The organism is Lysinibacillus zambalensis (assembly GCF_040183165.1).
In the GTDB taxonomy this organism is placed as follows: Bacteria; Bacillota; Bacilli; order Bacillales_A; family Planococcaceae; genus Lysinibacillus; species Lysinibacillus zambalensis.
The window spans coordinates 34,943-59,551 of sequence record NZ_JBEGDG010000015.1; the positions used below are offsets into that span (position 1 = coordinate 34,943).

A 24,609-nucleotide genomic window follows, 5' to 3' on the forward strand; every position below is an offset into this window, starting at 1 on the left:
AATAGCTGTAGGTTAGTAAACAGCTACTCCATTCAATAACAGTACATTGCCCGCTAAAATTACCCTAAAATGATACGTAGCATATTTCCTTCAATCGTATACCATGCCCTAAACATTAAAATGCCACCGAATGAAATGTCCACCATTATTCACTCGTTTTTATATTAATTCTTTACAAATCATATTAATATCTTTTGAAAAAGTTTTTATTTGAAATGCTTCAGAAAAGGACATTTGCTCAGATGATGCTACTACTTGCTTGAGCTTTTGTTCATACGTAAATATAAATTGATCAATCGTTGGACATTCAAGTTTTAAGGCTCTAGCTACCCCTTGAATAATTTTCAGACGATAGTAATCCTCTTTTGGCATTCTAGGGATATCCCATATACCTTCATGATTCATAAATATCCTTTTTATAGGCACAGCTGAAAAATCAAAGTATCTTCCCTCTTGATCAGGTTTAGAAAATGGATCAATCAATAACGATGCATAACGTATATACAGCAGATACTCCTGATGAATAGACTCCAGTTTTTCAAAATCTTCTACATCTTGTCGTGCTATACTTGGCGGTTGTAATGAATAATTATCATCTACCATAAATTTCAAAAGATTTAGAGGCTGAATATTGACATGCGTTACTATTTTCATCATTTCTTTCCAATGATTTAGTAAATGGCGAATCATTGTGTACGTAATAGGTCCCTCAGGATAAAGCTTATAAACATACTTTATAGTCTCTTGCTCTTCAAATATTGCCTTTAATGAAAAATCATTCATAAACAGTGCTGGATGTACGTATAAGGAAATATTTCTTGTTTCCGCTTCTAATGGTGATGCTAAAACTTTCACATAAATTCCTAGCTGATTAAATAACTCGCTTAGTTTATCCATATGTTCCGATTTTGATTGATTCGATCCAATATAAACCGTTTTCTTTATCCCAGTAGTTAACACTTCATTCGATGGCACACCGTTTAACCATCTAGTATCACCATAATATGTAGATAAACTAATTACCTCAGCACAGGAGGATATCTGTTTTAAATAGTTAGAAATTAATTGATTCGAGCCAAATGTAGGAGAAATCAATACAATACACTTGGCTTGCTTCAAAACATGGATATCAATTTGTGAAAATACAGCCAAATAGGCATCTGTAGTCACACTGAGAATAATGGTATCCCAATCTCCTGATATTGTATTATAATCTTTAAAAAGACAATCAATCACACATTCTCCAGCTGCAGTCTGATGCTGTTTATTTTGTATATGTGCTTTAAGTGTACGTTGTTGTTTGATTGTTTTTTCAAAGAACAGATTTGAACGTGAAGACTCTCGACCAGCAATCCCCACTTTGCTATTGAAATGACTTCTAAAATTTACAGCTAATTGAACAGATGTTGGCCCTGTCCCTAATAATAAAACCTTTTTGAAAAATGTCATATCATTCTCCTTAAAATTTAGTATTTACACTTTTTGATATAAAGCGATATCAAATACACCTTGAGGGACTGCAATTTGCTCGACTATACGCCATTTTGTTGCATCTACTGTTTCCATTGGGTAATTAAAAAGAGACTTTAAAGCATTCCCATAACGCATCGCAATCATCACGTCCTTTTTTGTTAAATTATGTAATTGTTCTAATATGTCATATTTACAATTGACTGTTGAGCTAAAAATAATATGACTAATCTGTTGAATGGATTGAAGTTCATTCACTGATTTATTTTCAATCTGAATTGTATGATTTCCAAGTTTAGCAGCCACTTTTCTCCCCAACAGAATAGCTTCATCGTCAATATCAATACCAAAAACTTTTGCTCCTGTACGTTTAGCAATCGATAATAATGTTATTGGAAAAGGACCTGACCCTACTACTAACACCTTTGATTTATTAGTAATAGGAAAATCACTAAGTTCTTTTTCAATGCAGACCTCTATATTGCGAAAATAATCCGTCATCTCTTCGGTTTCATGTAAGTATTTCAAAGCCCAATATTTTTCCATTATTTTCACACAATTAGCAGACATTTTTCTTAACTTCTCGATTAATAGTGAGATTTCATATGTTTGTTCTAAATTATGCCATTGATTTTCATTCTCACCGTTAGTTATAAAGGAAGAATAATCATCAATCACTTCCTCTAGCTCTGAATAATAACCTACCATTTGATCTTGATTATGTTTGTCAATTAAAAACTCAAGCTTACTAGCAAAGTAATGTAATTTCATTAATAAGGTTTCTGGATTTTTCACTTTTGTCACTCCCAATGTTTGTAGATTATTCAACTATCCCTCTCTCGCAACCGCACTTTTTTATATAAGATAAATAAACCGATAGATTTTGTTCTTATGCTTCTAACTAGCATGTTCACTGTACTATGACTTATCTAGGTAGCAATAAAAATTATATGTGGTACCCCTTTTGTTTAATACTTACACTAAAAAAATTCATGCTAATATTGACAAATTCATTCACTGAAAAAACAACAAAAAAAATCGAGAGACATCATGTCCTCGACTTATACTGACTACTTTTATATTCTACGTACAACATCCAATGACACCACTAGCATTTTTAATAAATTTATCTTGTCATTTGGGGCAAATTATGACGCAACGTTTCCCCCTGACGATAGTATTTGAATCAAAAGTAGATGGCGTTTTCCGGTTTAAAATTCCTAAAGCAAGCAAAACACCAACATATTTATTGGGATCTATGTCTTATCTGAATACATGAACAAATACTGGATTCAACTCCCAAAAGTATAGTACTTTTCAATAATTGTTCAATCAAAAAACTACACCTCAACTGTTCAGACTTACGAACAGTTGAAGCGTAGTTCAGACATGTACTTATCAAATTGTTACTTTATTATCTAATAATACGTGTAAATCATGAAGCTTTTTAATTTCAAAATGTGGTTGAATATCGCTTGTATTTTCAATATCACGTATATTAAACCAGCATGTATCAATTCCGGCTTGTAGTCCACCTTTAACATCGGATGTTAAGGAATCACCAATAATCAAGGTTTTATCTTTATTTATATGTTCGATACGCTCAAAAACATAATCGAAAAAAGCTGGCATTGGTTTTTGATAGCCTGTTTGTTCTGAAATAAAAATGTCTTTAAAAAATCGTGCTAAATTTGCATCCTCTAGACGTTTATTTTGAGTCATTGTTTTACCATTTGAAACGACATATAATTCATAGTTATCGGCAAGCTGTTCGATTACTTCGTAGGCACCATCTACAAAATGATGTGCCTCCTTCAAATATTTTTGAAAGACCGCTTCAAAGTACTCCCCATCTACCTCTAAGCCGAATTCCTTTAACGCAATCGAAAATCGAGTGTTATGTAATGTATTTTTAGACACCTCACCACGTTCAAAAGCACGCCACATAGATTCATTAATCTCTTTATAACGCGCAATCATCGTCGGAGTTACTGCAATATTTTCCTGTTTAAATAAACGATCCAGTGCTGCATTTTCAGCCAAGTCAAAATCCAATAATGTGTCATCCACGTCAAACAATAGTGTTTCATACTTAGTCATGTCTTTTCCTACTTTCTTCGTTGCTGTATTACCATATCATTCCTACTATCATAACGCTTTTTTAGAAAAATAACAGTAAATTTACCCACCTATCAACTTTGCGGAATTTTGAGAAATATCATATAAGGAGAGCTATAAAAAATATTTAAACTTTTTCCCTAAAAGAAAAAACCTAGAATATCTAGGTCTTCGGCTTATTGTTTTGGTGGTTTAGGAAGCTTTACACACACGAAACAGTTAATGTTAGTGCTACCTAATACAACATCTTAAAATCTTCGCAGTGTAATTGAGTAACAACTTCATCTCCATAGAGCTTGATGTCTTTTTCAAATGACCTCATTATCTCCACTAAGAACTTTTTGCTCAAAATCAATGTCTATTCTTTCAAAACCTATCACTTTAATTTTTGGTATCTTTTCTTCGGTTATTTTGGTTATTGTTTGTTTTTCTCCTTTTATATAGCAATCTCGTAAAAGAATGGCCCATTATGTTTGTAATCTTGAACCTTAATATCATTCACTGTGAAGTCATAGAAGCTTTTTACTTCAGGGTTAATCCAAATTGTAGGAGGCTCATGCACCTCTCCCTCAATCTGCTTATCGATAGTCTCTAAGTGTCTGTCATAGATATGTGCGTTATCAATATTGATGCATAACTCACCAACTTCATGACCTGTCACCTGTGCGATTAATCGATGCAAAATTGAGTATTGATAGATGTTATAAGGGTTACCTAATGCCATATCATTTGAACGAATATTTACAGTAAGTGCCAATTTACCATCAAACAGTTGCCAATGTGTTTCATACACACATGGTTGTAAAGCCATTTCCTGTAAGTCCTCTACACACCACAGAGTAGTCTTTATTCTACGTGAGTGAGGGTTCTTTTTGAGTATGTACAATAAGTAATCCACTTGATTTAAGTCAACATACTCTATGTATTCCTCACAGTAAGCCACAGCTTTCTCAAATTCTTCATCCGAAAGAACTTCATCAGGCTTCTCAGATAGCTCTCCATTTCGAACCATCTCTAGGAATGTTCTGTCAGCTATAATTCGCTGGTATTTGTTGCGAAGTTGCCAACCGTAAGCATTTCCGACTGTTCCATCTTTAAGCTCCCATTCATCCCAAACGTGACAGCCCATTTGCTGTAGGTCAAAGACTACGTTAGACATTTTCTGCCAAATCCAAAATAGTTCTTTGATTGGGTCTTTCAATGGCACTCGCTTTGTTGTTAACACAATAGCATCTATACTATTGTCAAATTTCATCTGTACATTGATAATCGCTTTTGTAGGTGCTTTCTCTCCATCTTCATAGACAGTTCGCACATGCTCAGGACTATCCATAATACCATTATCAAGAATCTGTTGAATAATAGTGTTGTATTGCTTATCTGCTGTTTGGTACATTAATAATCTCTATTCTTCAAAAATTTACTCAAGCGATTTTTAACTCGAATAGCTTTCTGAGTTTTTAATCGTTGACTGATTGCGTTAGGGTGTTTGCCAAAATGTTTGGCAATCTCCCTCATTGTTTTCTCTTTTGTTCTAGCAATAAGAATATATAACAATTCATCATCTATATCTTTATCTGCTTTTAAGAACTCAATAACCTGCTGCTGAAACAAGTTACCTTCTGCAGTTTCGCTAGTATTTTCATTTGCTTCTATGGTGTTGAGGAAAATTACCGCTTCTTCCTCATTGCCATTCATATTAAGTGGTGTATCTACACTCACAACATTAGCTAAATCATATGATTGAGTATTAACTGTGCGTAGAGATTCTTTTTTTGCATTGGTAGAAATAGACCAAGATATACAGTTGATTGCATACGTTCGAAATGAACTCTTTCTAATAGGCTCAAAAGTTCTGATTGCATTTAGTAACCCTATGTTTCCTAGTTGAACTAAATCATCTAAATCAAGCATATGAGCTTTACAAAAGTATTGATTATTAGGAAACTTTCTTCTAACTGTAGTAATAACTAGTCTTCGATTTAACAGAAAAACCTCTTCTTCTGTTAGGCCTTCCCACTCTGTATTAGAGAAATTTTGCATATCGTTTACCTCTTAGAGAAATTGCAGGGTACCCCCCTGCTAATACATTAAGCTTGAGCTTGACGTAAAACTTCTTCTTTCAATTTTTGTTCAGGTGGGAAGAACTCAGGTGATTTAAGAACTTTCCCATCCTCGCGATATTTAGGATGCTTTTTACCATTTTCGTCAGTGAACAACTTGCTCATATTAGAAGCATGGACAATTTCGAATAGTTGTTGTGGTAGTACACCTAATTCCACAAACGAGCCTTTAAGGAAGTAGTCTGAGTCTATTAGAGCGTCTGCCATTGCGACAATACGCTCAGTATTATCTTGGATGAAATCAGTTGCTAGTGACTTCTTGTATGCTTCACCTAGCCCTTCGAGGAAAGCATAATAAAGTTTAGCGAACTGTTCTTTGTCTTTTGAGCAAGCGTGAAGGAACTCAACTAATTCCTCACCTGCCCAAATTGTGCGTTTTAAACCTCTTTCTGCTCCAATTGCTGTTGGCTTCTCAGCTACAGGGTGATTAAAAGCACTTTGGAACTCTTTTACGAGTTTAAAATGGCGATTTTTGTCAAACTCTTTACGAGGATGTTTCTCCAACACGATTAAGTCGTACAGCTTGGATTCAACAAGCTCTGTTGTACGTTGTTGAAGCTCTTTATTTGTATCAACAATGACTTCAATTTTTGCTGTTTTATTTTGGAAGTTGATATAAGATACTCGCCCTTCAAATTTTTGCTTACGGTCAAAGACAATATCTTTAACCTGTGGTTTTACAAATTGCTTCTGCATAGATTATTCTGTATCCCCTTTGATGAGTTGTTTTATTTTATCTTGAAGCTTTTTGTTGGCTTCGAGCTCTGCATTAGTGTTATCAGCGTTTTGATTGAACGCCAATATTCTTTCTTTTAATATCATTATATTATTTTTGATAGCACCAATTAAATACTGTACCCTTTAAAGTTGAATGTTTCATCAGTGATAGGTGCAACATTAGCCATTGTATAACTATTGCCCTTTTGTGAGAAGAAATCATGTGTCACTGAATCAGTACGAATACCGTTCATAACAATTGGGTCTACTTCTTCGTCAGGGAACATAGTATCTAAGCCTAAGTTCATTAGAGCTTTGTTTGCGTTGTAGCGCACATAAGCCTTAACCTTACCACCTACCCCTGTTTCAGCGTACACATCATCTGTGTACTTTAACTCATTCATATAAAGGTCTGCTAAAAGCTCATAGCCCCAAATCTTTAATTCATCCTGAGTTGCTTTATCAAACGTCTTAAACATTTCCTGAGCTTCGTAACCTACTGCAACCCCATGAATTGATTCATCACGAACGATTAATGAGATAACCTCAGCACTATTTTTGAGTATCCCATGCCCCCCTAAGTAAAGTGGATAGAAGAACCCTGAGTAAAACAGGAATGATTCTAACATCACAGAAGAAAAATGCGCTTTCCATAGTGAAACATCATCATCTTCTTTAATAGCTGAGTAAATTGCTTCAATCTTACTCGCTTTATATTGAAGATATGGATTGGTCTTAACCCATTCGAATACTTCATCAATCTGAGAGTTCGTTGCAAGTGTTGTAAAGATATAGCTGTATGATTTAGCATGAATTGCTTCGAACGCACCAAACAAAGAGTACAATGCTTTCTGCTGTAGTTTCTTAACAAAGCGTGAAAGCTCATTCATACCTACGTTAGTTTGAATTGTATCTAATAAAGTAAGCCCTGCTAAAACTCGCATATAGGTTACTTGAAACTCAAATTGCTTCCAACCTAAAAGATCTTTAGATACAGCTACTTCCTCAGGCAACCAAAACTGCTTGACCTGTTGTTTCCAAAAGACTTCATGTAAGCCTAATTGTTTATTCCAATTGACAGCTTCAAAGACTTTTTCAAATCTTTTTTGTATATACGCTCTTTCTGATAATACATTCATTTATCTATAACACCTTCTTTTAAACTGAACAACTTTCACATTCTTCAATTGTTTGCATACGTTGTCGCACATAGTAGACTGATTTAATCCCTTTTAGCCATGCGTAAATATACACTTTAGCTAACTGCTCTGTTGTCCAATTATCTTTAATGTACAATGTCATTGAGATAGCTTGATCAACGTGTTTCTGAGCGATTGCGTAGGAATCAATCATCTTAAACATGTCCATGTCGTATGCTTCAACATAAAGATGTTTGTTGTTATTATTAAGGTAAGGCATGGGGTAAATTGTTCTCGAATCAGCGTAGTCTCGCACTTCTACACGCTCTGTGATTGGTGACATTGAAGCACTTGAGCTTCTAATGTAACTAATTGAACCTGTTGGTGCAATTGCCAATCTGTATGCATGGAACATACCATGCTCTTTAACTTCTTGAGCTAATTTTTTCCACATGGCAATAGTGATGATTGGAACAGTGCCTAGCGCCTGTTTAGCTTTTTCAGAAGTAATTACTAGTTCTTTTCTGTAGTAATGCTCGAAGTATTCACTACTTGCGTACTCAGAATCTTCGAAACGATAGAATTTATTCTTACGTTCCTTTGCAATCTCTACAGAAGCCTTAATAGAGTAGTAGTTTAATGCTGTGAAGAAAGCGTCAATGAACTCGTTGGCTTCCTCACTTCCATACATGATACCCTGAGAAACAAAGTGACCATGGAGGTTCATAACACCTAATCCTACTGAGTGCATTTCTTGGTTAGCACGAGCAACCGCAGGCACATTGTTAATGTTAGTTAATAGAGAAACTTGTGTAAGCATCCGCATTGAAGCGTTAACTAACTTATCGAAGTCTTCTTCTTTAACTGCATTGTGAATATCAAGTGAACCTAAGTTACAACTTACATCAAGACCAATAATATCTACTTCATCATAATCATTGATTTCAGAGGTTTCCATTAATTGCATGATTTCTGTACATAGGTTAGTGATTTTCACTCGCCCAATCTTTTTCAATGGATGTGCTTTGTTGACATTATCATCAAACATTTCGAATGGATAACCACTCTCAATTTGAGATTTCTTAATGTCAGTGTATAACTTACGTGCATTAATGCGTTTCAGTTTTCGAATGTTAGGGTTATCAAGTAACTCGTAGTACATGTCAGTAATCGAGATTTCAGACATAGTTTTACCATACTCATTCTTAATATCATAAGGAGAGAATAGAACAATATCCTTATCCTGACGAGCTAACTCGAAGAAAATATCAGGGAAAATGATACCTGTACTTAAAGTGGCAAGGCGAATCTTTTCATCTGCATTCGGTTTCTTAGCTGAGATAAAGTCCTCAATATCACCATGAAACACATTGAGCCAAATAACGCCTGAACCTGCTCGTTGACCTAATTGATTCGCATATGAGAATGAGTTCTCTAGCAACTTAGCAACAGGTATAACACCTGACGCTCGGTTCTCAATGCCTTTGATTGGGTCCTTTGCACAACGTAAATCAGTTAGTGAAATACCAACCCCACCACCTAGCTTCGATAGCTGTAGAGCATTTCCGATATTGTGAGCGATTGAGTTCATGTTGTCTGCCATAGCAATCTTGAAACATGACACAAACTCACCGCGAGCTTTCTTTCCAACATTAATGAAAGTTGGTGTTGCAGGTTGGTAACTACGCATTAAGTAATGAATCCAATCCTCAGCGTCTTTACGCTTACCTTGAGCTAGATATAAGGCAACTATAGCCATTCTATCTTCATACCGCTCTAAGAAGTTGTTTCCATCACGAGTTTTTAGTGCATATGAGCTGTAGAACTTACTAGCACTCATAAACGTTGGGAATCTAAACTTATAATCATAAGCTAGTTTGAAGATTTTCTTGACAAACTTAAATGAATATTTGTCTAAGAATTCCGTTTCATAATAATTCTCACGCTTTATGTAGTTAATCTTTTCTTCAAGCGTATGGAAGAACATTGTTTTACGATTGATCTCTTCAAAGAAGAAATCACTTGTAGCTTCTCTGTCCTTCTCTCGGTCAATAATACCCAATGTTTTGTAAGTATTAAGAACCTCGTTGTTTAACATTAAATAATTTTTCAAACTTGTTCACCTACAATCATTTTTCTATAGCTACTGCTAATAGTTGCTATATCATCCTGATTCCCTCGCAGATCAATCATGCGTATTATTGGAACTCTTAACCACTGAGAGATCTCAATAGCGGAGCCACAAAAATTCCGATTTCCAAAATTTGCGTTACCACTTGCGATTACACCTCTAAGATTTTCCCTATTTTCTTCATGTGAAGATAGGAATTGTCTCACTACCTCAGGCGCTTCCCCTAGCTTATCTGTATAAGTTAGCAAGTAATAGGGGTCTTGAACAATAGTACTAGCTGTAATCTCCTTCATAGGAATAGACTTATCTAGTCTTCCCACAATATCTCTCACGTTACCTGTTCTACTAGCGTAGGCTATCATGCCTTTTGATCAATGAGAGCCTGAATTGAAGGAACGTCAGCATAATATTGACCTTCATCAAGTGCGATAGGTAGGCCCATGAATCCTTTTTCCTTTAGCTCCGCTTCTGCTTTTTCATCAAAGTCTAAGTTGACTTGTTCGTATGCCACCTCTGCTGAATTAAGAAGTGTTTTGATTAAAGTACACTTTGGGCATACTGTACGTGTATAAAGAATAACCACGTTAAAAACATCCCCCTTTTAAATACAATATTATACAACTTTTAACAGTTGAACGTAAAAGTTGTTGATCCTAATGTTCGTTTATCTTGAGTTGTAGCTTCTTTTAATGCTTTTTCGATTGCTGTTGCAACCTCTTTGTCAATCTTATCTACAACTTTATGGTTCATTTCTTGCATTTTGCGATAACCTAAGATCGCGTACCCTGCTAGGTCTAATAAAGTATCTTCGATAGCTTCATCTGACACTTGGCGAGTTTTACTTTCTTTGATTAGGTTTTTGAATCGACTGAGTTTATCATCTAAGCGAATAGCTAATGAAGATAATCCCCATTCGTCAATGTTTTTGTCAACATTGTTGCCATAATCAGCATTCTTACTTTTAAGTGTTTCTACTAATTTAGTTGTGATAATTTCAACTTCTGTTGCGAACCTTTGAGCGTTATAGTTTGTCATGTTTCTCACCGCCTCCTAATCACATTAAAAACGTTAAATATCATTACATTACTTTTAATAAGGTTTTTAAAATACTACATCATATTTTTCTAGTAAACCTATCTCCCACCAATTTACAACTGTCTCGAAAGTAACATCATGCCTATCAAGAATCTCATTCTCAACAAACATATCACCTAACCAATCCAATGTTTCGTCAGTTAGTTTAGCCATAATATTTCACCTCGAAAGAAACAGAGTATTTACCTAGTAGCCTGTCATAAAACCTCTTCCAAACTTTCTTTTGAGAGGAAGAAGCTGAATCACGCTCTAGTTGTGATAAGTGTTTGCTCCTTCTATCAAGGATTGAGTTAATCATAACATGCTCTTGATCGTAAGTTAACATACCATTATACACCTTTTATATAAATTTGATTAACCTTTACTAATCTTTCACTTCGATATTTTAATATGACGTGATGTGCCATGATGCTTTGAAAATATGATTGCTTCCTCGATGTTAAGGAGATTCTACTCTCCATTTGGAAAGTGATTGATAGTAAGGTCATAATTATTTAGTAATAACATTATTCTTCTTCCCCTTCATCATTCATTACTTCACCATAGCCACTCCAATTATCTATACCACAAGCTTGTAAACAATTAAGAGGCACATTTCTTTCAAGCAGATGTTCATGTTCTGCTTTTGTATTGTCACCATTTCAACTGATTCCATTTTAAACAACCCTCTCCATTAGTTACTTATCTATGTCAACAGCTTTAACTGGGGTTCTTATTGATTTAGTACTTATTTCAGTGTTTTTCTGTGAAGAACTACATTTGCTTCTTCTAAAATTGTAGATAGCTTTTCCACAACATCTTTATGACCATTTTCGTAAAGAACATGAACCAAAGAACTATAAGCATCTTTTAGCTCTTTTTTCTCAAAGCCTTTGTATCGGTACAGATTCACCCCATTTTGTAGTGGTGTTTTTTCAATAATATGACCTTCCTCATAAAGCTCTGATAACCTTGCTCTAAAACTAGGTGATATTTTAATCAATTCATTGTTTGTTAAACCGCTTGGTGTGTTTTGTAGTGCTTCAAGTACTTTTTGTCTAGCTGTTGTTCTAGTCATTTCTTATGCTCCTAACCACCCTATTTGTACTCTCCCAATATTACTGATATTGCTGTTATGACTATTAAGATAGCCCATGCTATATGAATTGCAACAAATTTTAACAAAGCCTCAAACTCCTTATATTTCCAATACTTTAGTAGCACCTGATTGGAACATTTCAATTATCGACATAACTCATGTCAACAGCTCCCATGAAGAACAATTGATAACCTGCTACATAAAGCGCAAGTGCTATACCTTCGTACATTTCTTCAATGCGTCAGTTGCCTACAAATCGGAATAACAATCTCTTGTTCTCCATTGTGTAATTTATTCATAACATTTTGAGGTAGATACATCACCTTCAGCTTTTGTCATCACATTATTTTTCATCCATTTTATTAAGCGTGAAACTCTTAATCTATTACGTTTCATAGGTTCCACCTCCTTCCAAAAATAATGTCTATCACTTTTGTTTACCCCATTTTTGACTGAACTTTTCAACTTGTGACATTAATTCTGTATTTGTCTATCTTCTTGTGGGATATAAGGAATAATATCAGGGTGATTTTCCAAATCAATGACCTTTGCTAGTGCTTCACAATTGCGTAAGAAGTACTTGCGATTAGAAACCTTCTGAGATGTGCGTTGCATTTTTCGATTGCTTTATTACACTCATTCATAAATTAGTAATTTGCTTTGATAAAGTTTTGAGCTTCTACTAAATTAATCAGTATGTCTTTTATATCTCTGCGCTTGAATCGTATTTCTCGTATCGCCCTGTTAACAGCATTAATTTCTTTTCTATCTAGGTCAAGTTCAAGTGCATGTAATAAATCGCCTTGTCGATTATTTAAGCTTTCCTCCATTTTTTGGCTAAGAAAAAGTTTTGCTCTAAAGTTTGCATTAAACCTAAAATTTCTTGCATTAAACTTATTGGATTAAGTGATTCCCATTGTTGCATTTCGTTCTTTTCTTCAATTGTTTCATCTATCATATTTCTTACCTCACTTTTATATCATTATGTTACTTTTTATTGATTGAACGAGAATTCTCATCTGTACAAATGAGTTTACATTAACCATTGTAAGTTATAAACATATTATCATGTTACTTTTGTAAAGTAAATGCTTTCCTCTAATATTTTTATAGTTCAGTAGTAGCTAAGCTCAGTTTCATCATGGCGAACCCCTTTGAATTGAGGGAACGTTACAGATGGTTCACCATCAGCATATTGTGAATCTCGGAAATACTGTACTTCAATATTATTTATTTTAGTTGTTTCAAATCTGGTCCGTACTTCGTCAATGAATCCCTTTACACCCAATGAATAGCCCTTATAATCCACGCTAGTCAGTTCATCAATTATTTATTCAATAAGTTTCTCTTTATTCTCATAGTGTTTCTCCTTAAACAAAAATGGGTATAGAGGAAAATTTCAATTATAACTCTATACCCAAATTTTATCATTATATTACTTTTAAAAAGTTTTTAAGAAACTATTTGCCGTTTCTTATCACTTTAACGTAAACAGTATGTCTACCTAAGTTATAAGCTGTTTGTTTGTCAGCTACAAGAATATCAACCTTGTGACCTTTGATCGCTCCACCAGTGTCCAAAGCAATTGCTCTAAATTTCTCGAAAGGTGTTGAAACCTCTACAATAGAGTACAAAGGGATAACACGAGGATCTACAGCAATTACTCGCATACCATCAACATAAATCGAACTACGAACATCATAGCCTGTTGCTGTAACACCTGAGCAACCGTTACAATATGGTGTGTAGTAGCTACCATTGAATGCTACACCATTTGTTGCTAGCGCTTGTTTTTGAGGTTGCGCATTTGTTTGTTGCTTTTGGTATGCTATTTGCTTTTGCCTCGCTATTTCTCTTCGTCGCTGTAGCATTGCTTGACGCTTGCATTCAGCTTCCTCACGTGCTTTACGCTCTGCTTCTTCTTTGGCTTTGCGTTCTGCTTCAATCTTTGCTAAACGAGCTTCTTCTGCTAATCTTGCTTTTTCATGCTCGATTCGTACTCTTTCTTCTCGTTCATATTGGAGTTTTTCGCCCTCAGCTTTGATTTCTTTTGCTGACTGTTCAGGTGATTTAAACGTTGGAACTAAAGCACTTGAAGGTAGCTCAATTTGTGTTTCTCCTTTTGTTATATTCGGTGCTTCTACTTCATAGCCTGTTACATTAAAAACTAATGAAATAAAAACTAACCCTCCTGTCACTAGAGTTGATAACATTACTTTTGATACCTTAGTGTTTTTCATTAAACTTGTCGCTAAATTCTACGAAATCTTACTTTGTCACATTTGAAACATAGACATATGTCTTGAATTTCATTTATAGAATATAACTTCCTTCCTTCCTTCCTGTAGTAAGAATATGAGCCTAGTAAGCTCTTGCTCTTTCATCTTGAAGAATTAAGTCACCATTTTTCTCAACACCTAGTATTAGGTTTACAGTGTGTTGAACTTCTTCACCTTTGACTTTGTAAGTTTTCAATACAAATTGTTCTTCTCTGCGGAAACCATTAAGCAACACTAGATTACCGCGAGTGAACCACGACTTCTCAATCACTTCTTTTTTCTCGCCTTTTTTGCGTGAAATCTGTTTATCATAGTGAGCGAAAGCTCCTGCATATGTTTTCACAGTAACTACACCATGAGGTGTTAATACAGTAATTGTATGTCTTGTTTTGTTTCGGTCAAGTACAGTACCAACAATAGTAAAGACTTTCTGCTTAGGAATGTTTTTATCTTTGAAATGCGAATATCCTATTACTACAGGTTTTTCATCAAGTTCAAAGAAGTTAACAATATTGTATTTCTCCATGTTCACATTGAATAACTCATGATCATTCTCATAATATGAGATAGAATCCATTTCCCATTTAGATACTGAGCCTTTAGCTGTTTTGTACCACTCTCTCTTAAACATGGCTTCATTATAAAGTTTGATGAACTCTTTCGTAGTTATTAGCTCTTTGAAAGGCTTTATCTTTTCATTATACTCTTTAGTGAATTGTTTCTCCGATATTTCAAGAGTAACATAATTATATCCACGAACAGAACTACCGTCAAACGTTTTCTCATAAAATTGCTTGGCAATTTCATCTAGCCCTAGAATCTTATCTTTAAAAAACCCTTTCTTACTGCATTTGTTTGATGCTTCTTCCACTCGAACAACACTCTTTGAGATATACTCTTTGAAGTTGAATAGCTCTTTATAGATATGCAAATCAGGATTATCTAACAATCCTAAATCAATGATAGACTTCATGTTCTGCATATTCAGGCTCTCTTTTATCCCGATTTCTTTTAATAAGAAATCTCTCATAATATATCTCGGTTGATCAAACTCGTTAAATGCACCTGCTTTAATGAGCTGGATAACGTGTTTCTTCTGTACCAGCTTCTCAACATATATACGCTCATAGAAGTCTTCAAACGAAGCGTAAGGGCGATTAGCAAGGATTATATGAGCTACTTCATCACCGATTCCTACAATACCTTTAATCGAGAAGATAATACGGTCATTTGCAATATCAGGTACAAAGCCGAACTCAGCTCGATTGATTAATGGTTGTGATACATTAACACCTCGACCTTTCATCTTTCCTATGGCCTCTGCTACTTTACCATAGTTGGTTGACTTCTGTTTCGCGTCCTCTTCTACCTCCAAAGAGCCTGAGTTAACCGTTAGGCACGCTGTTTGCCAATACAGAGGATTGTAATTGTATGATAGATTCGCTTCAACCATAGCTATAAGAGTGTACGCTAATGTGTGAGGAATCGAGAAAGCGTAACCTAACATTCGTGAAATCTGTAACCATAAATAATCTATTACCTCATCGCGGGTTCCTCGTTCTCTCCCCCATAAGAATAGCTTTTGTTTTACTTCTTCCTGTACATCTGCTTTTTTCTTGGCAATACCTTTACGAAGGTAGTTAGCTTCTTTAACGGTGAATCCTGCTATGTTTTCATCCATAGCCATAAGCATTACAGCTTCCTGTGTATCAGCTACACCGTTTAAAGATTTTAGGTACTTCTCAAAAATAGCGACTTCTTTTTTAGTTAAACCATGTTGGCGCATTTCTTCATACCAAAGGTTAATATCATTCTTGTATCGAATGAATGTATCAATTGGTTGTTCTTCGCCCTCTGACATAAGTCGCATGATAGAGTTCAATGATACAAGCTCAATAAGGCTTTTAGGTTGAGCTTTCTTGATAACAGCCTGGCCTAATTGTGTTGAAAACTGGAATAAGTCAACAATCTTATCTTCACCAATCATCTTAAATAACTCAGGGTTACTCTTGTCAATGATTTCAGGATGGAAGTATTTATGGAATGTTTTTCGAAGTGTCCCTTGCCACTCAATCTCACCATATTTTAATAGAAGTTCCATACATTCTTGAATCTTATCGTTACCCTCAATTGTAAGAATATCGAACTTGATAGCTCCACATGCCTGACTATCATTTAAGTTAAACTGTGTGATAGGTGTTCCATTCGGTGCTTTCATCATTGCGTTCATCTTGGTGTATTCTTCATTAAGAACTAGTACACCGCCTGCATGGATTGAGCGCTTGTTGATTAATCCCTCAATCTTTAAAGCTGTTTCACGTAGTCGTGGGTATATGTCGATTTCATCAATAAGTTGTTTGATAGGTTTCCTACCTTTTTCTTCATTTCCATAAAGACAATCTTTCAGTGGCCACATATCGCCACGTTCTACTGGAATAAGTGAAGCAATATATAAACCTACATCTCTATCAATACTTAAACCACGACAGGCTGTTTGAACCGCAGATTTTGCTTTCTCAGTACCGAAAGTACATACTTGGATAACTTGTTTCTTACCAAAGAAATCTCTCATTCGATCAAAGAGGAAGCCTTTTTTAGTTGAAGTTACATCAATATCAATATCCAACGCTGAAATATCAGGCTTAGACTTGTGTAAGTGTCGCCAATGGGGAACTTCAATACCATAAAACATTGGGTTAACTTGAGTAACATCAGTTAAGTAGTTGATTAAAAAAGCTACAGCAGAACCTCGCCCTGCACCCACAATTGAACCTTCTTCTCGTGAAGCGTCACCGCAATCATCACCCCAAATTAGCTCAATGATTTTAGCGACTGTAACATAATAACTAGCCATTGATTGATTTAGGATATTTGACATTTCCCAAAGTTCTTCTAGTTCTATGTTTATTCGAGCCATTACTTCATGAAATGCTTCTTTTGACATTCCACGATAAGGAATTTTCTCTTTGAAGCCCTTCTCGATTAAATGAAGCAAGTATCTATCTTGTTCATTATCAGAGTGTGCCATTTTTTCAATGTAGCCATATTTCTTATAGCCACCTTTAAATAGGTGAGCCACCTCAAACTCAGGTAACTTAGCAACAGGAATGATAGTGTCACCCTCAATTGTGTAGTCACAAATCATTTTTCCTATAACCATTGTATTTTTCAAAGCTTCTTTGACAACACCTTTATCTAAATAGCTCATTTTCGCATAAATCTCACTAGCCTTGTGCAAGTAAGTGTGAGCATAGAATGAATCAGTCTCACGTTCATCTTGTTTTGAGTTTAGGTATGCTCGATGAATAGGCATGTCCTCAGGTCTTAGATAGTGAGCGTCATTGGTGATAATTAGTTTTAAACCATATTTTCGTGCTAACTTGATAAGCACTTTGTTTACTGTTGATTGCTCATAATCAGCACTTGGTTGTAGTTCAAGATAAAAGTTATCTTTACCATGTAGCTCAATGTTCCACTCAATGAAAGATATTAATTTTTCAATATTATATTGTTTCTTTTGTATATCCCCTTTTAAACGAGCCTTATCAGCTTCTAGGATATAGTAAGAACTTTCAGAGCCTAAGCAAGCAGTTGTAGCAATCAGTGTATCAGGGAACTGCTTTACAATCGCCTCAAGGTCTTGTTTGACTGTTGGTACTCGCTCCATAGTACCTGTGTAAAATGAGTTCTCCCATGCTTTTGAGGATAAAATACGGAGAGCTTCATGACCTTCTTTGTTCTTAGCTAAAAGGAGATAGTGAGGGAATTTAGTTACACCTGATTGATAATTATCTCTAACTTCTTCTAAGCTATCTACAAGGTATATCTCATTGCCTAGAATCAATTTAAAGTCTTTCCCTATCTTGCCCTTTTCCTTTAGCTCACGAACCGTCTGAATGGCTTTTACGTGTGCTGAAAGGGCTTCGTGGTCAGTGATAGCCAAACCTTTAAGACCAATATCCCACGCTGTCTGTATCAGCTCCTTAACAGAGTTGATACTATCTAATAATCGTATATTACTAACGTCTGTATGTGCGTGAAGCTCGATACGACAAGTACATTCACCTTCGCATGTGCATATCCAAACGTCTCCTTTGTGTAATTCACAAGTTTTGCACATATCATCTTCTCCAATCAATTTCAATAAAAAAAGTTAAAGAGATTAACCCATTGTCAATTTTTATATTATTACGCTGCTTTTGTTAATCTTTTGCTATTCTTCTGTTTAGCTTCTTTTGTCTTGTGTTTTTGCATACGCTCAAGCTTTCTTCGCACACTCTCGAAAGTCATTCCTACCTCTTCTGATATTTCCGTGATGTTTTTTTGATTGAAGTAATACATGTCTCAAACAGTGTTCTCTTTTACTATGTCCTCTTTTAACCAAAAGGCTCAGGCAATATTTAATATTGCTAAAATTTATTAGGGTCTAAACTTACTTTTTCCTTATATTTTTCGAGCCAATCCCAAAACTTATCTTGTTCAACACCAAAACTATAGTCATTATATGCAGTTCTATGTTTCTTAAATTTTTTTCAGGTAGTCCATAGTTTCTTATCCAACGTCTTTAGCGCTTACCTCAGCACCTATGATTTCAGAAAGCTCTTGGTTATCATTAATCCTTGAGCAAGCCTAGGATCTTGACTTTCTAATAGTTTAGTTGCGGAACATTTAATAGCTTTAACACGTCTACCTAAATATTTGACATCACTTCACTTCAATGTCTTTAACACCATAATTGGTTTTAATATAATCAAAATGGGAATCAGTCCAATGCTTATTGTCATTTCCATCTCTCCTATGCCACTAATTCACTCATTTCTAACGTGCATTACAGTACGATTCATTTCTATTGCAATAACTCTATATCCTACTTGCTCACAGGAGAATTTTTTTAGTAATAAATTCAACTTCTTTTTTTGACCATACATTTTATAAGTTGTATTTGCTCTTGTTGCGCTCTTACCTTACCCACACATCAAAAATATTGTATATAATATTGTTATTTTTGTAAACAAAAAAAGAGTAGGCTTTCCTACTCAATTTAAAGATTTAAAACAGTTTTTTGAAAGGTAACAATAAAAGTTTTACAATATCTAAGAACCAATCAAATCTGTCACCTTCCTCTTTCTTATTTGCGTGTTTAACTTCTTATTTTTCTTCAAAAATCTCTTTTGATTACTTATCTATATGATTAATTTTACAACCTATAAATTTTTCTATCACAAATAACTTCTTGTCTTGATGCTCTATTTCAACATCTTTTATTGTGAATCCTGTAGTAATCCTATTTTTTACGAAATCTAAATTCAGATTTTTCCCGTTAATCACTACGATTGGGTCTTTACAAACGTTTAAGCCTTTTAGACCACCAGCTTGACAACCCATCACGGAAGACTCATTTTCTATTTTAACTATGATTCCTAAGCTAACAGTATCGAGAACATTGACATATGAAACTAGGTCGCAAACATTGTAATCTAAATAGCCGTGTCTTTACCTACAAGGCAATAGCTTTCATTGTGATTAAAAAATTCATTGTATTTTTTAATAATTGCTATTCTCCTTTTATCTAGACCTTCCTCTTCTAAATATTAATAATTTCACCATCGCCATAATAATAGATCATTCAATTTTATCATTTTTACCAATTGAATAAATCATCTACTTTGACTTCTTCAATTGGTGTAAATTCTGTTTTTTCACCTATTGCTATATCTTCAATTATGAACTGTGGTGTGCTTTTCCCCAAGAAATGGTTCACACTCAAGCTTCCAACGATTGTTAGTTTAACGATAGGACCGTCTTCCATCAGGTCAAGTAAGCGTCTATCGCATGTGAATTGTAGAAACTTTATATTGTTGTGATACCACTCAATCATGTTTGAGCTTGAAGATTTTTTAATTTTGTTTGTATCTACTTCAATATCAATTGCAAACAATGGCTTGCTTGCTCCTTTGCCCCAAAGGTACTCATGTTCATAAACTTCATCAACAAGCTCAGTAGTTAATTGTCCATCTTCTAAATAGAAATCAACATCAATCTTCTGCTGACCTGTTAGATTCTGTTCCTCTAAAGCACTATTAATGGCACCATTCAAACTGAATAATGAATCTTTTGAAATCTTGAATCCGCAAGCATTTTGGTGCCCACCTAGATAATCAAACAATTTCAACCCTTCTAGGAAGTCCTTAGTGTTCTTCATAGTGCCATCATAACCACGTAGAGAGCCTGAAAAGCGCTCTATCTCGCTATCCCACACTAACATTAGGACAGGCTTTCTATACTCTCCTGCTAACGCTCCAGCAAGATAGCCACCTAAGTCACGGTCAAATGATTCCTCTAGCTCAATCAATAGAAACGCATTTTCGTGAAGATTCTTTTCTACAATCTGCTCCTTGATTTTGACAACCCATTTTTCACGCATTGTCTTCTGACGCTTATGAGCGTTGACACATTGTCGAGTTACCTTTTGTGGTAAAGTCTCACTTTTCTTAGTGCGAGGATTCACTGTAGCTTGCTCAATCCCTCTAAAAGCATTGAATAAGTCAACCTTTTCCTCAGGTTTCCCGACTCGGATAATACCATTCATCTTAGGGATAACACCGAAAGCCATTGTGTGAGGATATACACGCTTAAAGTCACCAATCTGTTTTAAGATGATTTCCTTTAAGAATTCATTTCGTATATTCTTTAATCCTTCATACACTAAGTAACGCGTCTCAGGACTTTTTAAGTCCATGCTGTCAGCGATATTGCCAAGCGCAACAAGGTCTAAATACTGCTCTGCTTCCATGTAGCCATACTCATCATCAAGCGCCTGTAAAAACTTGTATACGATTCCTACGCCTGATAGAGCCTTGTTAGGATAGTTATCTGATAGTTGGTTGTTCACTACTAGAGCAAACTCTGATTCACCATTCTCAGCTTCGTGGTGGTCAAGGATTAAGATAGGTATTTCATGTTCTTCACTAATAAGATACTGTTGTCTGTAATCGCTTGTCCCTGCGTCAGCTACGATTAATAAATCAAGAGCTATTTCCTTATGTAGCTCTACAATCTCTTTCATTTTGTCCTCTGTGATACCATGTTGTTTACCTTCATGGAATAAGAAGATAAGTTCAATATGAGGGAATAGAGTTTCGATATATGAAGTAAGAATAGCTGAACTTGTATTTCCATCAATATCACTATCAATGATTAGTGCAACTCTTATCTTACCTCCTTCTACTCGCCCTCTGTTCTCAATCTCTTTGAACAGTGCTACAGCTTCCTTCATGTTGTGTAAGTTTGAGTAGTGAATTTCATTACTTGCTTTGGGTTCTAAGAAACTCTCTTTGTCTCTAATGCCACGATTTCCCAGAATCACTTCTAGGAAATCATCTGTGACAATATTGGATGTGCTAATTAACCGATACAACAAATCCACTCTCCGATTATATAATTATGTTACTTTTAAATAATATTTGCCGCTTGTTATTTTCCTAAATTCGGAAGCTCTTTACTTGCATCTAGAACTAAGATTGCAACTTCATATCTTTGGTATTTTCCTTTGCTTCTTTTTTCAGATGTTAAGCAGCCAAATTTAAATTTTGTTTCTTCATCAGCGTTAGCAATCTGCATTGCAGTTTCTACTGATTTCTAATATCTTAATTGCTCTTTCCATTGCGTTATTCATTCCTTTGTGTTAATAGTTCTTCTCATTTTGAATAACTCAACAAAAACCTCTTTACCTTTATCAGAAGGTGAATCCTTGAAATCTAGTAGTTTCCCCCTGTCCCATATCATACTTACCTTTGCGTAGCTACTAAACATTGAACAAAGTCGCTCTAGTTTTTCTTCATATATGTTAGATTCGTTTGTGTTGAGAACTGTGAACTCTTTATCTAACGCAATAATAATTTCCTGTACGCCTAAGTTAATTAGCATTTCCACCTGTTGTTTACTAATGTTACTACCACAAAGGGCTACACTAAAGTTCTGATTAGGAAAGTAGGTTTCAAACTGCATTACTGACTTCTCAGATTCAAAAATAACTACCTTTCGAATCTTTTTAATAAAGTCTTTGTTTTGATACAATCCATAGAGATTTTGGAATGTTGGGTAAGAATACTGTACATTCTGTATCTTTAGTGGAATGTATTTATATCCATTATCAATGTCCTCGAAGTTTAATGACCTAGATTTAAGACCAATCAACTCACCTGTGTCATGGCTTCTGTGAGGAATGACAACTCTATTTGATTTCTCATAATACATAATTTCATATTTTTTCATTGTTTCCTCACTAATATTGTCAGATAAGAACAATGGGTGTGGTTTTCTAGAAAACAATTCCAAAGTGTATTCTCTATGCACTTTCATTTCAATGTTGACAGGCTTTTTAACTAGTAAACTATCAAGCCAATCTAATTCTTCTCGTCTACTAACATAAGAATGACCAAAACCCTCATGTCTAATTGTGTACTCATTTGTTTTTCCTAGAGTTCTTAGAATCCAATTAATTGCACCTGTCAGATTAATTTCCGCGCCTTTTAAAGCATAGTTTTTAATCACTAGGTCAAATACATCAAAATTACTACCGCAATCTGTATAACAACGAAAAATCATATCATCAATGTAGTAGTATAACTTCATCTTTCCATCTGAAATGTTATGACAAATGGTGTTAGTTATAATGTGACCTTTTTCTATGTGTGATTCAATGTGTTGAACCCCTAACTCTGTCAGAATTGTCTTAATCTCTTCAATTGTTAGCTCACTTTTTAACTTATCTTTGTCATACATTTCAATCACCTAGTCCCCAAATAAATCTCCAATGCTACTTTCATCTTGATAGCTATTAGCTTCATTTATGATAGCCATGATTTCTTCTTTATCTTCTGCATAGATGTTGAAAACAACTGTTTCTTCATTTTCATCATCTTCAAGGAACTGTTCAACCATAGTTGGTGTAATATCAGAGATAACTTCACCTTTATAGTTAGTTACAAATAGGTCCGTCATTCGTAGAGTACCTAAATTGAAATGTACCCATATGCGGATTAACTTCCACTTATTACCACGATTCTTATAGATGTTGATTGTGTGAGTAGGTTGCAAATGGAAACCTAAGTTAGCAGTCTTTTTAATCTCATCAAACAACGCCTCATCTTGAGTTGTAAGAGGAATTTGAATTGCCCCTAAGTCAAGTTTGTTGACAATAGATTTAGAGCCTTCTAATGCCGATTGGTCTAATGCACCTTGTTTCCATGTGTCATTAAGCTGAGTAGATGTACCAATCCAAACATTGTAGCGATTACAGATGTTCTTTAATCGTATTGACATGATACGCAATACTTGGTGTTCTTGAAGGTTACGTGCACCTTGTTTTGCTAGACTATCAAACATTTTTAATGTTGAATGCATATAGTCAAAACCAATATATTGTACACCATTTTTGTTTACATGTTTCTCGATTTCATGTTCAATATCATCATCATCAAAGTCAAATAATTCTTCGAACCATACAGGTGTTTGTTCTAAAACTTTGAAAGCGTGTTTTAAACGCTTAATTTCTTCGTCCGTTAGGTCATTGTTATGAACCTTATCTTCTTCAACATCAGCAATGAAACATACCGCAGGAATTTTAATTTCTTCTTCCTCTAACTCAGTTGAGATAAATAGTCCACGCCCTTTGTTGTTGGTTTTAACCCACTTACCATCAGTATAAATATCAGTTACACACATATTTAAGATGTGGGCTAATAGCGAACGAGTTTTACCCGAACCAGAGTTACCTGAAATACAGTAAAGCTTTCGCAATCGTGCGCCTCGAGAAGCTGTGTTAAGGTAACCACTTGTTAAGTTAGCGCCATAACTTAGAGCAAGTGTTTTCTTGAAGAAAATATCTCGAATGTTCTCAGATAAGTGACTGCCGATACCTTCTTTTTCAATCAAAAATTCAGACTTAATATCAATGATTTTGCTGTCAATGTGTTTCACTATGTCAACTACAGTCAATTTATTGAAGCGTTCTGACTGTTCTTCTTCTTCTTTAAGCTCAAAAACATCAACATCATAAATGTCTGAAATATCAATACCAACCTCAGTATAGTGTCTAAGCAAAGAAAACTTTTTCACTCTATTATAGTGATAATCGAAGTTATCAGGCTCATTTAGTTCCATCACTCTGTCAATATATTCGTCACCGCCATTGTCCTTATATATTCGGTGTTGGTTAGTAAATCCTTTTAGTAAATAGGCGTTAATCTCAAACTTACCAATCTTTGAGACACCTTCATGATAAAGGTCATTTATTGTTGTGAATAAAATCTTATGAAATCTCTCAGGGAAATCATTCGGTGTTAGCTTATATCCACTAGATAAACTCAACACTTCATCAGGTTCATTCAGAAGTCTAGCGAATATTGGAATATAAGCAAATTTATCTTGTAGAGCTAAGAGTGTTTTATTATTCATT

The 24,609-nt window shown here is 34.9% G+C and carries 24 protein-coding genes and 1 pseudogene; all 25 read right to left on the minus strand.

Annotated elements, in window-relative coordinates; all coding sequences use genetic code 11:
* Positions 1-159: 159 nt before the first annotated feature.
* Positions 160-1,449, minus strand: coding sequence for an opine metallophore biosynthesis dehydrogenase (locus ABNX05_RS17895; RefSeq protein WP_349660947.1), 1,290 nt, complete (start codon positions 1,447-1,449; stop codon positions 160-162).
* Between the two features lie 24 nt (positions 1,450-1,473).
* On the minus strand, positions 1,474-2,265 hold the full coding sequence (locus tag ABNX05_RS17900) for a methyltransferase domain-containing protein (protein ID WP_349660948.1): 792 nt from the start codon (positions 2,263-2,265) through the stop codon (positions 1,474-1,476).
* Between the two features lie 603 nt (positions 2,266-2,868).
* The gene (locus tag ABNX05_RS17905) at positions 2,869-3,570 is read right to left on the minus strand and encodes a YjjG family noncanonical pyrimidine nucleotidase (RefSeq protein ID WP_349660949.1); all 702 of its coding nucleotides are present in this window, start codon (positions 3,568-3,570) and stop codon (positions 2,869-2,871) included.
* 454 nt (positions 3,571-4,024) lie between these two features.
* The gene (gene thyA, locus ABNX05_RS17910; RefSeq protein WP_349660950.1) at positions 4,025-4,984 is read right to left on the minus strand and encodes a thymidylate synthase; all 960 of its coding nucleotides are present in this window, start codon (positions 4,982-4,984) and stop codon (positions 4,025-4,027) included.
* Entirely contained in the window at positions 4,984-5,631 is a 648-nt protein-coding gene (locus ABNX05_RS17915; RefSeq protein WP_349660951.1) for a sigma-70 family RNA polymerase sigma factor, read from the minus strand. Before ABNX05_RS17915 ends, thyA begins: the two co-directional genes overlap by 1 nt.
* 47 nt (positions 5,632-5,678) lie before the next feature.
* Complete coding sequence (locus tag ABNX05_RS17920; protein WP_349660952.1) at positions 5,679-6,407, minus strand: pyrophosphohydrolase domain-containing protein; 729 nt, start codon at positions 6,405-6,407, stop codon at positions 5,679-5,681.
* A 3-nt stretch (positions 6,408-6,410) separates the two neighbouring features.
* The gene (locus ABNX05_RS17925) at positions 6,411-6,533 is read right to left on the minus strand and encodes a hypothetical protein (protein ID WP_349660953.1); all 123 of its coding nucleotides are present in this window, start codon (positions 6,531-6,533) and stop codon (positions 6,411-6,413) included.
* Between the two features lie 23 nt (positions 6,534-6,556).
* Entirely contained in the window at positions 6,557-7,567 is a 1,011-nt protein-coding gene (nrdF, locus tag ABNX05_RS17930) for a class 1b ribonucleoside-diphosphate reductase subunit beta (RefSeq protein ID WP_349660954.1), read from the minus strand.
* A gap of 19 nt (positions 7,568-7,586) precedes the next feature.
* On the minus strand, positions 7,587-9,680 hold the full coding sequence (gene nrdE / locus ABNX05_RS17935) for a class 1b ribonucleoside-diphosphate reductase subunit alpha (protein ID WP_349660955.1): 2,094 nt from the start codon (positions 9,678-9,680) through the stop codon (positions 7,587-7,589).
* Complete coding sequence (locus ABNX05_RS17940; protein WP_349660956.1) at positions 9,677-10,060, minus strand: class Ib ribonucleoside-diphosphate reductase assembly flavoprotein NrdI; 384 nt, start codon at positions 10,058-10,060, stop codon at positions 9,677-9,679. The genes nrdE and ABNX05_RS17940 overlap by 4 nt, the downstream gene beginning before the upstream one ends.
* On the minus strand, positions 10,057-10,281 hold the full coding sequence (locus ABNX05_RS17945) for a glutaredoxin family protein (protein ID WP_349660957.1): 225 nt from the start codon (positions 10,279-10,281) through the stop codon (positions 10,057-10,059). Before ABNX05_RS17945 ends, ABNX05_RS17940 begins: the two co-directional genes overlap by 4 nt.
* Positions 10,282-10,322: 41 nt before the next feature.
* A complete protein-coding gene (locus ABNX05_RS17950) occupies positions 10,323-10,733 on the minus strand; it encodes a nucleotide modification associated domain-containing protein (protein ID WP_349660958.1) in 411 nt (136 codons plus the stop codon).
* Between the two features lie 66 nt (positions 10,734-10,799).
* The gene (locus ABNX05_RS17955; protein ID WP_349660959.1) at positions 10,800-10,946 is read right to left on the minus strand and encodes a hypothetical protein; all 147 of its coding nucleotides are present in this window, start codon (positions 10,944-10,946) and stop codon (positions 10,800-10,802) included.
* A 353-nt stretch (positions 10,947-11,299) separates the two neighbouring features.
* Positions 11,300-11,410 (minus strand): annotated as a pseudogene (locus ABNX05_RS26560) (hypothetical protein); the annotation flags it as partial.
* Between the two features lie 110 nt (positions 11,411-11,520).
* Positions 11,521-11,850: a hypothetical protein gene (locus ABNX05_RS17960; RefSeq protein WP_349660960.1), complete on the minus strand. Its 330-nt coding sequence runs from the start codon at positions 11,848-11,850 to the stop codon at positions 11,521-11,523.
* A 668-nt stretch (positions 11,851-12,518) separates the two neighbouring features.
* Positions 12,519-12,701 (minus strand): hypothetical protein, encoded by a 183-nt coding sequence (locus ABNX05_RS17965; protein ID WP_349660961.1) that lies wholly within the window; start codon positions 12,699-12,701, stop codon positions 12,519-12,521.
* Positions 12,686-12,829: a hypothetical protein gene (locus ABNX05_RS17970; RefSeq protein WP_349660962.1), complete on the minus strand. Its 144-nt coding sequence runs from the start codon at positions 12,827-12,829 to the stop codon at positions 12,686-12,688. The genes ABNX05_RS17965 and ABNX05_RS17970 overlap by 16 nt, the downstream gene beginning before the upstream one ends.
* Positions 12,830-12,985: 156 nt before the next feature.
* Positions 12,986-13,180 carry a hypothetical protein gene (locus tag ABNX05_RS17975; protein WP_349660963.1) on the minus strand — a complete coding sequence of 65 codons (195 nt, stop codon included), beginning with the start codon at positions 13,178-13,180 and terminating at the stop codon, positions 12,986-12,988.
* A 151-nt stretch (positions 13,181-13,331) separates the two neighbouring features.
* Positions 13,332-14,111 carry a 3D domain-containing protein gene (locus ABNX05_RS17980; RefSeq protein ID WP_349660964.1) on the minus strand — a complete coding sequence of 260 codons (780 nt, stop codon included), beginning with the start codon at positions 14,109-14,111 and terminating at the stop codon, positions 13,332-13,334.
* A 121-nt stretch (positions 14,112-14,232) separates the two neighbouring features.
* Positions 14,233-18,270: a PHP domain-containing protein gene (locus ABNX05_RS17985; RefSeq protein ID WP_349660965.1), complete on the minus strand. Its 4,038-nt coding sequence runs from the start codon at positions 18,268-18,270 to the stop codon at positions 14,233-14,235.
* Between the two features lie 1,055 nt (positions 18,271-19,325).
* Positions 19,326-19,535 (minus strand): hypothetical protein, encoded by a 210-nt coding sequence (locus ABNX05_RS17990; protein ID WP_349660966.1) that lies wholly within the window; start codon positions 19,533-19,535, stop codon positions 19,326-19,328.
* A gap of 256 nt (positions 19,536-19,791) precedes the next feature.
* Positions 19,792-21,567 carry a DHH family phosphoesterase gene (locus ABNX05_RS17995; RefSeq protein WP_349660967.1) on the minus strand — a complete coding sequence of 592 codons (1,776 nt, stop codon included), beginning with the start codon at positions 21,565-21,567 and terminating at the stop codon, positions 19,792-19,794.
* Positions 21,568-21,623: 56 nt separating this feature from the next.
* On the minus strand, positions 21,624-21,770 hold the full coding sequence (locus tag ABNX05_RS18000; RefSeq protein ID WP_349660968.1) for a hypothetical protein: 147 nt from the start codon (positions 21,768-21,770) through the stop codon (positions 21,624-21,626).
* Between the two features lie 51 nt (positions 21,771-21,821).
* Positions 21,822-22,934 (minus strand): hypothetical protein, encoded by a 1,113-nt coding sequence (locus ABNX05_RS18005; RefSeq protein ID WP_349660969.1) that lies wholly within the window; start codon positions 22,932-22,934, stop codon positions 21,822-21,824.
* Between the two features lie 9 nt (positions 22,935-22,943).
* The gene (locus tag ABNX05_RS18010; protein ID WP_349660970.1) at positions 22,944-24,608 is read right to left on the minus strand and encodes a DnaB-like helicase C-terminal domain-containing protein; all 1,665 of its coding nucleotides are present in this window, start codon (positions 24,606-24,608) and stop codon (positions 22,944-22,946) included.
* Position 24,609: the final 1 nt, after the last annotated feature.

Excerpts from the sequence above, each read along its gene's own strand:
- ABNX05_RS17895 (WP_349660947.1), bottom strand. The coding sequence starts at position 1,449 with ATGACATTTTTCAAAAAGGTTTTATTATTAGGGACAGGGCCAACATCT.
- ABNX05_RS17905 (WP_349660949.1), bottom strand. The coding sequence starts at position 3,570 with ATGACTAAGTATGAAACACTATTGTTTGACGTGGATGACACATTATTG.
- thyA (WP_349660950.1), bottom strand. The coding sequence starts at position 4,984 with ATGTACCAAACAGCAGATAAGCAATACAACACTATTATTCAACAGATT.
- ABNX05_RS17915 (WP_349660951.1), bottom strand. The coding sequence starts at position 5,631 with ATGCAAAATTTCTCTAATACAGAGTGGGAAGGCCTAACAGAAGAAGAG.
- ABNX05_RS17920 (WP_349660952.1), bottom strand. The coding sequence starts at position 6,407 with ATGCAGAAGCAATTTGTAAAACCACAGGTTAAAGATATTGTCTTTGAC.
- ABNX05_RS17925 (WP_349660953.1), bottom strand. The coding sequence starts at position 6,533 with ATGATATTAAAAGAAAGAATATTGGCGTTCAATCAAAACGCTGATAAC.
- nrdF (WP_349660954.1), bottom strand. The coding sequence starts at position 7,567 with ATGAATGTATTATCAGAAAGAGCGTATATACAAAAAAGATTTGAAAAA.
- ABNX05_RS17940 (WP_349660956.1), bottom strand. The coding sequence starts at position 10,060 with ATGATAGCCTACGCTAGTAGAACAGGTAACGTGAGAGATATTGTGGGA.
- ABNX05_RS17950 (WP_349660958.1), bottom strand. The coding sequence starts at position 10,733 with ATGACAAACTATAACGCTCAAAGGTTCGCAACAGAAGTTGAAATTATC.
- ABNX05_RS17955 (WP_349660959.1), bottom strand. The coding sequence starts at position 10,946 with ATGGCTAAACTAACTGACGAAACATTGGATTGGTTAGGTGATATGTTT.
- ABNX05_RS17960 (WP_349660960.1), bottom strand. The coding sequence starts at position 11,850 with ATGACTAGAACAACAGCTAGACAAAAAGTACTTGAAGCACTACAAAAC.
- ABNX05_RS17965 (WP_349660961.1), bottom strand. The coding sequence starts at position 12,701 with ATGGAGGAAAGCTTAAATAATCGACAAGGCGATTTATTACATGCACTT.
- ABNX05_RS17970 (WP_349660962.1), bottom strand. The coding sequence starts at position 12,829 with ATGATAGATGAAACAATTGAAGAAAAGAACGAAATGCAACAATGGGAA.
- ABNX05_RS17980 (WP_349660964.1), bottom strand. The coding sequence starts at position 14,111 with ATGAAAAACACTAAGGTATCAAAAGTAATGTTATCAACTCTAGTGACA.
- ABNX05_RS17985 (WP_349660965.1), bottom strand. The coding sequence starts at position 18,270 with ATGTGCAAAACTTGTGAATTACACAAAGGAGACGTTTGGATATGCACA.
- ABNX05_RS17990 (WP_349660966.1), bottom strand. The coding sequence starts at position 19,535 with ATGGGTTGTCAAGCTGGTGGTCTAAAAGGCTTAAACGTTTGTAAAGAC.
- ABNX05_RS18000 (WP_349660968.1), bottom strand. The coding sequence starts at position 21,770 with ATGCAGATTGCTAACGCTGATGAAGAAACAAAATTTAAATTTGGCTGC.
- ABNX05_RS18005 (WP_349660969.1), bottom strand. The coding sequence starts at position 22,934 with ATGTATGACAAAGATAAGTTAAAAAGTGAGCTAACAATTGAAGAGATT.
- ABNX05_RS18010 (WP_349660970.1), bottom strand. The coding sequence starts at position 24,608 with ATGAATAATAAAACACTCTTAGCTCTACAAGATAAATTTGCTTATATT.